This window comes from Flexivirga sp. YIM B11880, from assembly GCF_058148645.1.
On sequence record NZ_JBMAMH010000001.1, the window covers coordinates 920099 to 932347 of the forward strand.

At 59.6% G+C, this 12249-nt stretch carries 15 protein-coding genes and 1 pseudogene; 9 read left to right on the forward strand and 7 right to left on the reverse strand.

The window, feature by feature from the left end:
• Positions 1-686 precede the first annotated feature (686 nt).
• Positions 687-2639: a type I restriction-modification system subunit M gene (locus ACN8HC_RS04270; RefSeq protein ID WP_490073622.1), complete on the reverse strand. Its 1953-nt coding sequence runs from the start codon at positions 2637-2639 to the stop codon at positions 687-689.
• 199 nt (positions 2640-2838) lie between these two features.
• On the opposite strand from ACN8HC_RS04270, the gene ACN8HC_RS04275 reads away from it, so the two are divergent.
• Complete coding sequence (locus tag ACN8HC_RS04275) at positions 2839-3483, forward strand: hypothetical protein (protein ID WP_490073623.1); 645 nt, start codon at positions 2839-2841, stop codon at positions 3481-3483.
• The gene (locus ACN8HC_RS04280; RefSeq protein ID WP_490073624.1) at positions 3480-3815 is read left to right on the forward strand and encodes a hypothetical protein; all 336 of its coding nucleotides are present in this window, start codon (positions 3480-3482) and stop codon (positions 3813-3815) included. Before ACN8HC_RS04275 ends, ACN8HC_RS04280 begins: the two co-directional genes overlap by 4 nt.
• Before the next feature lie 15 nt (positions 3816-3830).
• Here the strand turns inward: ACN8HC_RS04280 and ACN8HC_RS04285 are convergent, their stop codons facing one another.
• The 4 genes from ACN8HC_RS04285 to ACN8HC_RS04300 form a co-directional block, all read right to left on the reverse strand.
• On the reverse strand, positions 3831-4067 hold the full coding sequence (locus ACN8HC_RS04285) for a hypothetical protein (protein WP_490073625.1): 237 nt from the start codon (positions 4065-4067) through the stop codon (positions 3831-3833).
• A gap of 13 nt (positions 4068-4080) precedes the next feature.
• Positions 4081-4461 carry a hypothetical protein gene (locus tag ACN8HC_RS04290; RefSeq protein ID WP_490073626.1) on the reverse strand — a complete coding sequence of 127 codons (381 nt, stop codon included), beginning with the start codon at positions 4459-4461 and terminating at the stop codon, positions 4081-4083.
• Positions 4462-5039: 578 nt separating this feature from the next.
• Positions 5040-5285, reverse strand: coding sequence for a helix-turn-helix domain-containing protein (locus ACN8HC_RS04295; protein WP_490073627.1), 246 nt, complete (start codon positions 5283-5285; stop codon positions 5040-5042).
• 172 nt (positions 5286-5457) lie between these two features.
• Positions 5458-6594 carry a hypothetical protein gene (locus tag ACN8HC_RS04300; RefSeq protein ID WP_490073628.1) on the reverse strand — a complete coding sequence of 379 codons (1137 nt, stop codon included), beginning with the start codon at positions 6592-6594 and terminating at the stop codon, positions 5458-5460.
• A 136-nt stretch (positions 6595-6730) separates the two neighbouring features.
• Between ACN8HC_RS04300 and ACN8HC_RS04305 the strand changes: the two are divergent.
• Together ACN8HC_RS04305 and ACN8HC_RS04310 are read left to right on the forward strand one after the other, a co-directional pair.
• Positions 6731-6862: pseudogene (locus tag ACN8HC_RS04305) on the forward strand (Lsr2 dimerization domain-containing protein); the annotation flags it as partial.
• Positions 6863-6990: 128 nt separating this feature from the next.
• Positions 6991-7083 (forward strand): Lsr2 family DNA-binding protein, encoded by a 93-nt coding sequence (locus ACN8HC_RS04310; protein WP_490073694.1) that lies wholly within the window; start codon positions 6991-6993, stop codon positions 7081-7083.
• A gap of 327 nt (positions 7084-7410) precedes the next feature.
• Here the strand turns inward: ACN8HC_RS04310 and ACN8HC_RS04315 are convergent, their stop codons facing one another.
• Positions 7411-8691 carry a hypothetical protein gene (locus ACN8HC_RS04315; protein WP_490073629.1) on the reverse strand — a complete coding sequence of 427 codons (1281 nt, stop codon included), beginning with the start codon at positions 8689-8691 and terminating at the stop codon, positions 7411-7413.
• Positions 8692-9591: 900 nt separating this feature from the next.
• The gene (locus ACN8HC_RS04320) at positions 9592-10503 is read right to left on the reverse strand and encodes a hypothetical protein (RefSeq protein ID WP_490073630.1); all 912 of its coding nucleotides are present in this window, start codon (positions 10501-10503) and stop codon (positions 9592-9594) included.
• 52 nt (positions 10504-10555) lie between these two features.
• Here ACN8HC_RS04320 and ACN8HC_RS04325 point away from each other — a divergent pair, with 52 nt between their 5' ends.
• The 5 genes from ACN8HC_RS04325 (at position 10556) to ACN8HC_RS04345 (ending at position 12248) form a co-directional block, all read left to right on the forward strand.
• The gene (locus tag ACN8HC_RS04325; protein ID WP_490073631.1) at positions 10556-10861 is read left to right on the forward strand and encodes a hypothetical protein; all 306 of its coding nucleotides are present in this window, start codon (positions 10556-10558) and stop codon (positions 10859-10861) included.
• A gap of 28 nt (positions 10862-10889) precedes the next feature.
• On the forward strand, positions 10890-11135 hold the full coding sequence (locus tag ACN8HC_RS04330) for a hypothetical protein (protein ID WP_490073632.1): 246 nt from the start codon (positions 10890-10892) through the stop codon (positions 11133-11135).
• 194 nt (positions 11136-11329) lie between these two features.
• Positions 11330-11923, forward strand: a complete 594-nt coding sequence (locus ACN8HC_RS04335) for a hypothetical protein (protein WP_490073633.1) — start codon at positions 11330-11332, stop codon at positions 11921-11923.
• Positions 11920-12051 (forward strand): hypothetical protein, encoded by a 132-nt coding sequence (locus ACN8HC_RS04340; RefSeq protein WP_490073634.1) that lies wholly within the window; start codon positions 11920-11922, stop codon positions 12049-12051. The genes ACN8HC_RS04335 and ACN8HC_RS04340 overlap by 4 nt, the downstream gene beginning before the upstream one ends.
• Before the next feature lie 5 nt (positions 12052-12056).
• Positions 12057-12248 carry a hypothetical protein gene (locus ACN8HC_RS04345; protein WP_490073635.1) on the forward strand — a complete coding sequence of 64 codons (192 nt, stop codon included), beginning with the start codon at positions 12057-12059 and terminating at the stop codon, positions 12246-12248.
• The last annotated feature ends 1 nt before the right edge of the window (position 12249 follow it).

Consider the following 12249-nt stretch of genomic DNA (forward strand, 5'->3'; position numbering starts at 1 on the left):
AGGAGGTCAACGCGTGCGAATTTCGGCGCGTCGCCCCAAGCGAGGTGAGCTTACTCAACCCACCCTTTCAGGCTGTCTATTGAGCGCTTTGATCAGCGCCCAATAATTGAGAACTCGTACGCCGTGTCGTCCTCGAGTCCCGCCGCAGGCGCCACGCCAAGCACTGCGCTTCGCGCGAGCGTCCGAGCGCGCATACGTGCTTCCATAACCGAGCGTACGTTTGATGCGACCTATCGCGCTGATCGGCGTCGCGTGGAATGGGTAGCACGAGTTCCTGCCAGCGTGTACCAAGTGTGTCGATGATGTCCTGGGTAAATCGCTTCGCCCATATTTGTTCCTTGACAATCGGTGAAGAAATAACAGCCAAGAAAAGATGTGGGTCGATGGTAGATGCATCATTTACCCGAAATTTTAAAATATGACTTTGATATACTATTCGTTTATCGAGTTCCGACACCATCCCCGCCGTTCCGACAAGATACGTGCCATCACGTACCATCAAAATATCGTTCGGTCTAACATCTTGGCGTTGTGATAGTTGCTGGTATATCTCTAGACTTATCCCGTGTTTTGGGTCACTCTTCAGTTCCCAATTGACGATATCCGATGTACGGATGAAGGGAATGGGGCCGGTGCCATACGCAAGCTTTCCAACTTCGTCACCGCTCGTGACGCTGATTGTCCCGCTACTGGCAAAGACTGCCAAGCGTCACCAATTCATGCGTGTCGTTAAGGCGAGCGAGTCGCTCGTTTAGTTCCGGGTTGTAGTATTTCGGGAGGTAGATATGGTCGCGGATATCTTCTGAGGACGTTGTAAATCCAAGGTGATCGAACTCGAGCAGCGAGCCATTCCGGTAAGACTTGAATCGCTCTTCAATTCGAGGTAGGTCGTCATGGGGAATGTGCGTACCTCGCGAATCGTGGCCCACCCACCGAGCGGCCGCCATGAAGATCTCGTATCTTTCCTTGGGTTTAGATTTTTCGATCACCACAATGCATGTCTTCGCATGCGTATACGGTTGGAACACTTCCTCCGGTAGCGAGACGACTGCGGTGATCCGAGCTCTGGACAGGATATATTGCACAATATAGCGATGCGACGGGTTGCAGACCATGCTTTCTGGAAGGATCAACCCCATACGGCCGCCCTCCGCGAGCAAATCCAAGCATCTCTCAACGAACAGTATTTGGGGCGTCTGGCTCTTCATTGGCTTGTCGGTGACTGTTGCGACGCCAGTCGAGCGATCAACCTTCCAACGATGTCCCAGGTCGTATTGGTGGAGAGTCTCGGCATCTCCAACCTTCAGCTTCTGCCCAAAAGGTGGATTGGTGACGATGACGTCGAACTTTGATGGGACAACTTCCTGGCGCGCCTTTGCTGACCATCGGTCGGGCGGCAGGAGAGAATTCTCGCAGTAGATGCCGCCGCGGCCATCTCCTAAGATGGCCATATACGACTTTGCCACTTTGGAAAGAAATTCGTCCTTGTCGATCCCGCGCAAGCCACGGATTGCCGTCTTTTGCTTCTCGGCCTCGATCTCTGCGTCGGGCCACGAATACTTTTCACCGTCACGCTCTACGGCGGCCCACATATGTCGGAGCGCCTCAACGAGAAATCCCCCGCTCCCGCACGCTGGATCGAGCACGGTTTCTGTATATTGGGGATCAACGAGCGCCTGGACTAGAGCAACAACATTTCTTGGTGTGAAAAATTGTCCTTGTGCGCCCTTAAGTGACGGACCGATGAACGTCTCAAATGCATCGGCTACTGCATCGCGGTCGCTTTCCATCAGTGAATAGGGCTGAAGCTCGCCGACGATGTATCGGACAGACTCATCGTCGAGTCGAATCTTGTCAGAGCGCTCGAACACGTCGTTGTAGGTCTGCTTCACTTTCTCGAACAACGAATGTGCACGCGTGGCGATGTCCTTAGCCGGCTCTTCGAACCCAGCTCGGAGAGTCATCATGTCTTGGGCGCGAGTGAACCTCTCGTCATAAATCTTGCAGAATATGAGATTAATGAGTTGCTGTGCGAGCGCCTCGTCCCGTGTCATCCCGATCGCGTTTGCAGCCAGGTAATTTCGGATCGCTCGGAACACCGGTCGAAGATTTCGAGTCGGCAACAAGTTGGATCGCGTGTAAAGGCCGACGTCCTCAACTCGCTCCCCGTATCGGGGAATGTTCGGCAGTTCGCGGAAGGTTACCCGCCCGGCTCCTTCTAGCTTCTGTAAGAAGAGCCGTTCACTTCCATTAAACCACACGCCAAGTCCTGCGGATGACAACCGCATGTAATCCTCGAGCTGATCACGACCGTCTTTCCTGTTAGGCTGCTTGCATTCGACAACCATAAACAAGTTGGCGTCGACATGATTAGAGCCGGAGAAGACGGCGATGTCGACAGGATACTCTTTCCGGCGATCCGAGGGCCGCGCCTTTACCCGCCACTGTGGACGGCTGTGGATATGAGCCTTCGGGTAACCGTAGTCTTCGACTAGCTGTCGCAAGAAGGGTTGAACGGCCTCGACTTCTTCGGGCGTCGCGGGAACCAGTTGACCGGAGATCAGATCCGGGATCCTGCTGGCGGCGAGAGACGGACTTGGCTCGTCAGGCGTTGCGGCATCCATCGCTGTCTCGGTCATGAGGCCAAATGTAGACGGGAGCACAGACGGGCGGTGGGAGCGGCCCACCACAGGCATGGCTAAGCGGCTGGATGCCGTGCGACGGGCGATCCTTTGGCGCGCTCGATGATGAGTGCGCATCCGGAACCGGTGACGCGTGCGGATGACCATCTGAGATTGTGAACGACCCAGCGGGTCGCAACCGGGTAGCCTGCCTGCCGTGGACCGTGATGTGACGCCGAAGCAGCGTGAGGTGCTCCTGTGGATCGCGGACGGCTGCCCGCCAGGGAGGTGGGAGCCAGACGATCTATCGTACAAGATGAACTCGACGGCACTCGCCAACCGAAGGCTCATCTCGCAGCATGGCAAGGGACGGAATTGGGCAGCGTCGATCACTGAAGACGGCACCTACTTCCTTGAACATGACGAGTTCCCACAAGGACACCCCCTGGCGCCGAAGCCGAAGCCGGAGGTCAAAACTGCTGACAACAGCACGGGCGAGCCGAAGAGGCGTTCGGCAGCCACCACCCGTCGCGGCCGCCGAGGACGGAGAAAACCAGCGCCCGAGCCCGAGTTCCCTATTGACTCGCCCAAGAACGTGCGGACACGCGGTCGAGACGTCACGCGCGATCTACCCGACAGTGTCCGAGAGCATCCCTGGGACGGTCGCGTCTTAATTTCCGTCAAGGAAGGGGCCTGGCTGTTGAGTGTCAGCGAGCACCTGATTCGCGAGGCCGTCCGGCGGGGCGACATCGACCGGGTGTTTATCGGTAGTGAGACATCGCGGTACCGAATCGTGCACGCGTCGCTGCTGGCGTGGGTGAACACCATGCCGACTGAATCGAATCGGCACTACGGCTGGTGAGCAAGCGCTTCGAGGAGCCCCTCGTCAAGCCGCTCTACATCACGATGAGCCGAGCGGCCGAGTTGCTTGACGTCCCGTACTGGAAGATGCACGGGCTGTCGTTCTGCATCGGTCGACGCTATTTCGGCGCTGAGGGCGGAGCACCGCGACTGTTACTGGCAGCCGTCGAGGAGTACAAGCAGTTGCGAGACGCCGGCCACGATGCCGCACGAATCATGAGTGCGCGCCAAGGCGTTACTAACCGCTGCTCAAACTATCCGCCGTTCGGCGACAACCAGGTAACGTCATGGCGTCCAATAACGACGCGGCGGCGTCGTCGGCGCCGCTGGTAGCGTGAGGCTTCTCGATCATCCGCGGCGTGGTGCCACGATGAGATCGGCGAGCTGCTCCGCCAGTTCGTCCGACGCATATGTCAGGGCGGCTCGCGGACCGACGCGGAGTGACTTGGCGGCCTCGTCGATGTGCAGGTTGAGTAGTTGGTCGATGAGGACTGGATCGACGTCGATGCGGCCCTTGCGGGCGCATGCTCGGTGGGTTTCCTCGGCGAGTTCGCGGAACCGTCCCGTTCGTCGCGTGATAGCCATTTCGATCGCCGGTTCAGACGAGGCTGGAGGCGGGCCAGTAGCAGGACCCTGTCTCGTTGGCATGGCGGCGCTTCGCCTTGAGCATGTCGTCGAGGCGCACCCGTCCATCGAGCACCAGGAATAGATCCGCACCGTCCATCGTGATGAAGGAAGTTCCGGTGCTGTAGGTCTCACGTAGCGGCAGCGAGAAGCCGTCAATGGCAACGAAGAGACCCAGCGCGTTCTTGCCCTTGCGCTGCACCTTTGCGGCGAACGCGTCGCCGGCGGCGCGACCGACAGGGCCTTTAATCCACTTGGCTTCAAGCACGTAGTCGTCGGTGTCGAAGCTCAGCGACCCGTCGATCTGCTCGGTGTCGGTGGAGTACGCCAGGTGCGGTTCCATGTCGAACAACAAGAACAGGTCGCTGAGCAGCGTCTCGAGTGCATACCCCCGTTGCTGGTGGTCTGCGCTGATCTGGAGTTGCAGGAATCGATGTTTGAGCGCGGCGACATCGTCGTCGAACCGTTGCAGTGCTTCGGCCTGGACGCGCCGCGACTCGGCTTCGGCCGCGACTCGCTCCTCCCCGTCCCGACGCTGCGAAAACTCCGCGCCAACCTCCTTCAGCCGCGCGAGCCGATTGCTTCGCCGCCGTCAAACGTGTCGAGCGATCCGGCTCGTCCATCCGCTCGATGTCCGGAAATGAGGTCATGTCCGCGAGGTCACCGATGAGGCTGATGGTGACTGCCTGGTATCGGGTCTCGTCCTGCATCAGGCGATTGACCACGGTATCGGCAACGGCACGCTTCGTGTCTGAGAAATTCAACGGTGAGAGCAGCTCAGGGTTAGCCCGGAGTGTAGTCCGAAGAAACTGCTCGAACGGCCGCTTGTACCAGGTCACCGATGGAAGAGCATCCCGTAGCGCCTGGTAGGCAGCAGTCGAGATCCGCTTCACGCTGGCGAGTCTATCCGCGGCGAGGTACACATCCGGTCACTCAAGGGGTCAGCCCACGCACCAGCTCACCCGGATCGATGTCCAGCGCCGCGGCGATCTTGACGATGTTGTGCAGTGACAGGTTCCGCTGGCCGCGCTCTACTTGCCCGACGAAGGTCCAGTGCAGGTCGCCACGCTCGGCGAGTGCCTCCTGGCTGAGGCCGAGCTCTTGCCGCCGGGCGCGTACCCGGGCGCCAAACTCGGCGGTTGCGGGCGACAGGGGCGGCTTTCCTGCGGGTTGGGGCACCGCCCAACCCCATCCGTCCCAAGCCTTTTCATCCAGAGACGTTGCGTCCCAACTGTTTACGTCCTATTGTCCAAGCGTCGGCCACCGAGGCCGGCGCGGTGGCGAAAGGGGCAGGAAATGAGCGGTGGCGGTGGCATCACGTTGACGCCGGAGATTCAGCCGTCTCCAGTGGTCAGGCTGCGCGCCTGGCTTCGTCGTGCTCTGACGTCTGCTCGCTGAGCAGCGTCCAGACGAAGGTAAAGCCAGCACGAGGCAGTAACCATCCGGGCAGGTCGGCGCTAATCACACGAGCGCCGGCCTGTTCCGGTAGGCGCGAGATCTGACTGCGCTGGCTACTGCTGACCAGATCCATCATGGTGAGACGCTCGATCTCCTGCGCGTTGGTGTAGTCGAAGGTCAGCGACGGGTTGTGGCACGGCTGCGGGATCTCGAAGAAGAGGTAATGGCCCACCTGGCTGGTGACCACCCGATAGGTCTGCCGGATCCGCACCGGCTTGCCGGCGTCGACCACGTCTTGGCCGATGCTCGCAACGTACGTCTGGCCGGTCTTGCGCGCTTGGCGCCGGATCGAGGACTCATTACCGTCGACAGTGAAGCTCAGTAGCTCGAAGCAGTCTCTCGAGCTGGCGTCGAGCCCGGGTCGACGTGTCATGAACCAGGTGCTCGTCGCCGGGATGTCACCAACCAGCTCGTCATACTCGGAGCGATCGGAGGTGCAGGCAAACCGCCGAACGGCGTGGCTCGGGACAGTGGTGTATTCCCACTGGACAAGTACGTCAAAGAGAGGAACACCTGCGGTGTTCCTCTCTACTGCTGTAGAGAGCCGGATGTCGATCTCAACGTCCTCCCACCGCTCAGCGGCACGAATTGCCTGGTCGCGGACGTCGGCATAGATCTCCTGAGCAAACTGCTCGTCGCCAAGCCGCAGGCTCATGGCATTGGTCGCGATGCTGTCCAGGAGGTCCGGGGTGGCGACACGCCTCAGCGCCTCCGGACTGACGTCAATGGCGTGCAGCACGGCGTCGACGTAGTTGGGGATCATCTGCTCTTGGACCTCTCGCTGGATTGCGAGATCCTTGGCTTCTCGCTCGCGTCCGGTGACGAAGTCGAGGAGGATGCCAAGCGCGCCAGTGAAGATGACCGCATCGCCGAGCGCGTTGACCGCGGAGACGAGCAGGTGGTTGACGCCATTACTACTAAGCCAGCCGCTCAGCACATTGCAGAGCAAGCCGACAATTACGAGCACCGCTCCCACGATGGTGAGCTTGAGACGATAGATCTTGGCTGTCGATGATTCGTGGTCCGTCATGTACTAGCACTATCTTATGATAGACCCGGCTCTACAACAATAGCGATATGCGACCTACCGGTGTACAGCACTCTGAGTTGACTTTTCTGTCGATCGTGACAAGGTTGCGAACTGACAGATACCAAACTTCACCTGAATGACTCCCAGGGCCCAGCGCGTGCAGGTTGTTACTGTCGACGACATCACTGGCGAGGAAGTAAGTGACGGAGGCGAAACAGTCCAATTCGGTCTCGACGGCGTCCAATACGAGATCGACCTGACGCCAGATAACGCTGCGCAGCTCCGTGATGCGCTGCAGACCTACATCGAGCATGGCCGTCGGGTTGGTGGTCGTAAGGCGACCCCGACTCGTGCAGTAAGCCGATCAACCAAGACGGACCCGGCCAGCTGGCGGCAATTCGAGAGTGGGCACGGGACGCTGGTTACAAGGTTTCGGATCGTGGCCGGATCTCTAAGAAAATTACGGCGGCGTTCGACGCTGCACACTGAGCAGACGCCTCCTCCGGCAACTACACGAGTGTTCGAGAGCGCGGGCGTCACCTCGTCAACCGATGATGAAGCGAGACTGATCTTCGGAGAAACCCATGACTTCGCCTCGCACCCAACGGGGATCGCTGTGCCTGAACCGCGCGCTACCTCAATGCCGAACAAAGCGGCGCCTTTATCCAGAAGACGACTCTTGTGGGTATGCAAGTAGCAAGGCGGATGGGGGAATCCAGGCCTCGGATAATTCTGTATTACCACAGAGAAACCGAGTATGCTAATTCTCGACAGAATTGCACAGCGTTGCATCTCCAGCTTCCGCGCGGTCGTACATCAGTACGTTATTCTCACTTCGACTCGCGACAGGTCACCGTCAATGTCGCGTGCTTGTTTCTCCTCCAAAATGAGGCGCCTGGTCAACGAATAAAACCTTCGCGTGACCCGGATCGAGAAGTAAGCAACAGTCACCCAAGCAGCGAGCATAAGCGCCATGCCAAGCTCCTCGAGATACCAATAGAAATTGGAGACGTGGCGAGCTGGCCCAAATTTAGCTGGCTCCAAGAACCACAGAATCACTGAGCAGTAGTATGCCGCTAGAGAAATCACGGAGTATCGCCGCCAAGGCCGCAGGATATTCCAACGCATGGCGTGTTCTCCGGGGCGTGATAGATACGCCAAGATAGCAGTAGGAATGATTCCGAGAACGGCGAGAATCAACGCCGTGTCTTGGTGGGCTGCTCGATTGATCGGCGAGAACGAAACGAGTGCGCCGCACAGCACGATCACAGAAACCAAAATGGTGCATATACGAAACGGGTTTACAAAATCCCGTTGCTCCGGGACTATAAAGACTCGGATGGCGCCGTCACCACGCTTCTCGCGTGTTGAACGAAAGACAAGACGTCCTAGAGTTGGCTGCTCGAGGTATTCAATGTCTTCTATATTGTAATCCCATACCATGTCACCACCAACAAACATAGTCCCCTTTGGGGCGACGATTCTGTAATGCTCGCTCCGTGCTCGTGCCATGTCCGTTATCGTATGGACAAATGTGCGACCAATTCGATTCTCTGGGGCCTTGTCCACCTGCTCTTGACGAGATTCCTGGAACAACGATTCCTGCCCACGGATCTTGAAAATCATTGAGTCGCTGATCTTCGGCACGCGAACACAGGCGATAAAACAGTCAGCGAAGCTCCGCACCAACTGGCACCACTCGGTAGAGTAGCAAGCATTCACCCACCAGCGGCGACCAGTCTCGCTCAGCGAGGCGTAGGCGCTGCCGGCAAAGTCTATTTGGCCAGCGGCGCCACGGGAGGAAATATTCGAAGAGGGCCAATCATGTTGAAACCCTTTAGAGATGTCGAGCAATAACTCCCGAACATCAGACGGCGCAGGAACTGAGACTCCACTCCAAGCTTGAGCGCCGCGCTCAAGAATAGCTGCGGCAATCTGGGAGTCAAGAGAACTCGGAAGTAGAGATACCGAACTTCCATTCACAGTGATATCAAAGTCAAGACGAAGCGATTTTGGAAGCAAAATAAGTGGTACCAACTGCGGTCGCTCTTCTAGCGGAACCCCATGTAGATCACTGGTGGAGAATTTGCGCAACACTTCAGCACTTGCATCGAGCGATATGTGCCGCTCGATAAGTACTTCAGTTGGGTACGATATCACTTCCACCCTACGTTGGAATAGAGTCTCGTTATTAAAGATTTGCCAGAGAGACTCGGTGCACCATCCATCCTCCATGGTGCACGTACACGCTATTGTCACTTCTTGCGAGCGGAACGCTTGGTTACAACGGTTACTGAGCCAGACTTGCTGTATACTTCGCGGAAGTCGTTTTTCATCAGATCAAGAACCTCGACGCTGAACAACTCTTTCGCGTCACCAACAATCTTAAAATTTTCCGTGGGTGAGCTAGAGGTGGTCTCGACCGGGTTGGCATTAAGTCTACGAGCCATGGCGCCCAGCCTTCGACATAGATAAAGAGCCGCAGATAGCGGTGGGCCCCGTTCTCGTTCGTGCATCATCTTGCCTGCATGGCTGCTCCGTCACAGTGAGCGGTGTCAGCAGCCGGCGCTCACCGGGCACTACATATGTAGTTGTCTGCCATACACTATGAACTTCCTGTGAACGCATGTCAAGCCTCCGGCCTGTGCGCGGACATGCAATACGGGCCGCCTGCGCCCACGGCACTGTCAACGGCAGTCGACCCATAGCCACACCGTAGGGAGGAACGGGCACGCGGCTTGGGATGCGCGCGGCGCGTCATATCCGCATCTCCGTACCTCGATCCGTCGTTACCACCAGAAAAAGACGAAACTGCCGACCACGACCCGCGCTCGGGCGTGTCCTCGTCGACAGGTTCACCATCTTGCCTGGTACAACGACCCGCTGTATAGAGAAATGCCCAAACTGCCAACCGCTGCAAGATGCAGTAGCTGACTGCTGGTGCCGCCATGCCACTGCGCTGGCGCAATCCGGGCGTGCTGCGCGGATCATGCCCTGTCAAGCGTGCAACGACGCTGGCGGCAGTGAGTCGCCGTTGTCTCGCCACGTCACCGTCGCCTCGGCTGCACGCTCCCGGAACGTCTGCAGCCGTACTACAAAGCGTGGATCGGCGACCCACCCTGTGAGTTGCCAGACGGGCCAGATCGGCATGTCCCAGGCGACACGGAGTCGCAGGCACGGTTCGTACGGCTCGACGCTCAGGTCGAGCGGTAGGTCGTCGAGGACACGCCGATACTGGTAACGACCCTCCCAAGTGTCCTCGTGCTTGTGGAGCACGAAGGGCTCGTCGACGACTTTGGTGCCGTTCACGGTTATGACTGGCTCCCGATACGACTCATGGCTCATCCATAGATCGATCACGGCCGTGGCCGTCATGCCTCCCTGAAACATCCAGAGCATGGCGACCGGCCGGTCGGTCTCGGTCCGGTCTCGCAAGATTCCGGCCAGCGCGGCGATACCTCGATCACTGCGCCGCAACCCAGTGCGCGGGTCACACGCGAACCTCGCGCCGTAGTCATCGAGACGAGTCTCAAGGGAAGCCTTGTTCCCGGCGACGCCCTGTGCGGTCAGCCAGTAGAACCCGCCGATGTCTGAATCCGGTTCGTTCGCGTACTCCGCCATCTGCGTCTCAAGTACCTGAACTGCGCGCTCGAGCACGCCGAGCCCCGCGCAGTCGATCAGCCAGGGCAGGGTGGCGAGCTGGACGGTCAGCTCGCCGGTTCCCCGGCGCAGTGCCCGAAGTTCCGCGATCAGGCCGGCCCGCAGCGGATCAACGGTCTGTGGCCGGGTGGGGCGTTCCATGGCCCAATGCTGACGTGATCGACGATCGGCTGCCCCGTTTTGCGTCAGTTTCCTGTCAGTGACCGCCTCCGCAACAGAAATTAGCGTCATTCCCAGGTCGCCGGTCACCACAGCCGCACTTCGGAGGCGGCGGACCGGCTGGCTGGGAAGGAGCCTGAATATGGCTTCGGATCTCTCCCTGTTCGGCGGCGGCACCTCGAGCGCCGTCACCGGGCAGTCGATCGGGCGCGGTGTGGCCAAGCAGGTCAAGAAGAGCACCGATCTGGTGCTCGGTCGCGCCGAAGTGGCGTATGCCACCGACGCCGCACGCGCGGCGCTGACCTACGGGGCGCTCAACAACATCGGCACGCTGGTCGGCGCTGCCGAGCAGCTCATGCAGGTGGCCCCCGCAGGCCAGGCGTACTACGAGGCATGCATCAACGCGTACGCGCTCGGTGCGGCCAACTCGATCGCCCGGTTCCAATGAGCGTGGCGACCGCATCATGGTGGCGACGTTGGCGCTGCTCGGCGCATTTGTGCTGCTCATCGCATTCCTGGTCGGCACTCTCTACCGGGCAGTCGTGACCGGGCAACTCGCGGCGCTGTTCCAACGCCGCATGGTGCAGAAGCGGCGCGCCGAAGTGCTCGCCGAAGCTGTTCGCATCAAAACGGGCCTCGCTGACGAAGCGTTCGCGGCTCACCGACGGATGGTCGAGCACGCCACCGCGATCAGTCGAGAGGGGCGCCAGAACCGGTGCTGAACCGTTTTTCTTGACAGGCCCTCCACGATGAGTGCCGTCCCGCATTTTGTCAGGCAACCGCCGCGCTGTCGGCGGTACGAGCCGTACCCGCCCGAAGGGCGCCTCGGAGGAGACGCGTTGCAGCGCCTCTCCTCCGAGGACTTCGGACACCGAACAGCACACCACCCTCTGCCGAAGAGAAATGGAGAACGTCCATGTCCACTACCGAGCCTACGGGCAACCCGGCGCTGTCGCTGGAACTCGTCTTCGCCCGCAATGACGTGACCTTGTTCGTGCAGCAGCAGGCCCGCGAAGCGGCCGCTCGCGTCGGCTTCAGCTACGAAGCCTGCCCGGATGCGCCGAGCACCTACCAGCAGCTGCGCGGCGCCTACGAGGAAAGCACCGCCAACGGCACACCGCTGCCGATCTCGAACTTGTTCTGCGACGACACGATCTACTTCACCGTCGAAGACAACGTCCAGTTCCGGTTCTGGCACGACCTCAGCCACGTCGAGCACGGCCTCAGCTTCAGCCTCGAGGACGAGACCGAGCTCGCCCTCTGGCAACTCGGCCAAGTCGAGAAGTTCGGCTTCGCCAAGGGGACGCTGCACTGGCGACTGCTGCACCACGATTTCATCGGGCAGATCCACCTCATGGCCCTCATCCGGCGGTTCCCGATCAACCAGCGCCGCTTCGTCACCGATTGCATCGAGTACGGCTACGACGAAGGACTGCTCGAAGAGATCCGCCGCGTTCCCGAACCCGACGCGCCGGCCCAGGTGCGCTCCAACACCTTGGTGACGGCATGAAGACCGGCATCCGCACCCCGATGCCGTTCTGCCCGCTGTGCTTCCGCTACCTGACGCCCGCCCAAGCCCGCGCGCACACCAAGCACGCCCGGGTCATCCGGTGGCCCCAACGCCGCCCCAAGAAGTAATCCCCGTGAACGACGACTACCAAGGCATCGTCAGCCGGATTAGCCGAGCCTGCGGAGCGATCTTCATGGCCTGCATGGCCCTCTACGGCGCCATCTGGATACTGGAGACGATCTGGCTGCCGCTATGCATCGTGGCGTTCGCCGTCATGGTCGGCGTCGGCAGTTGGTTCGGGATTCGTCGCTGGCGCGGCTGGTGAA

Coding starts and splice junctions, on each gene's coding strand:
- ACN8HC_RS04270 (WP_490073622.1), bottom strand. CDS start 2,639: ATGACCGAGACAGCGATGGATGCCGCAACGCCTGACGAGCCAAGTCCG.
- ACN8HC_RS04285 (WP_490073625.1), bottom strand. CDS start 4,067: ATGGCTATCACGCGACGAACGGGACGGTTCCGCGAACTCGCCGAGGAA.
- ACN8HC_RS04300 (WP_490073628.1), bottom strand. CDS start 6,594: ATGACGGACCACGAATCATCGACAGCCAAGATCTATCGTCTCAAGCTC.
- ACN8HC_RS04325 (WP_490073631.1), top strand. CDS start 10,556: ATGGCTTCGGATCTCTCCCTGTTCGGCGGCGGCACCTCGAGCGCCGTC.
- ACN8HC_RS04335 (WP_490073633.1), top strand. CDS start 11,330: ATGTCCACTACCGAGCCTACGGGCAACCCGGCGCTGTCGCTGGAACTC.
- ACN8HC_RS04340 (WP_490073634.1), top strand. CDS start 11,920: ATGAAGACCGGCATCCGCACCCCGATGCCGTTCTGCCCGCTGTGCTTC.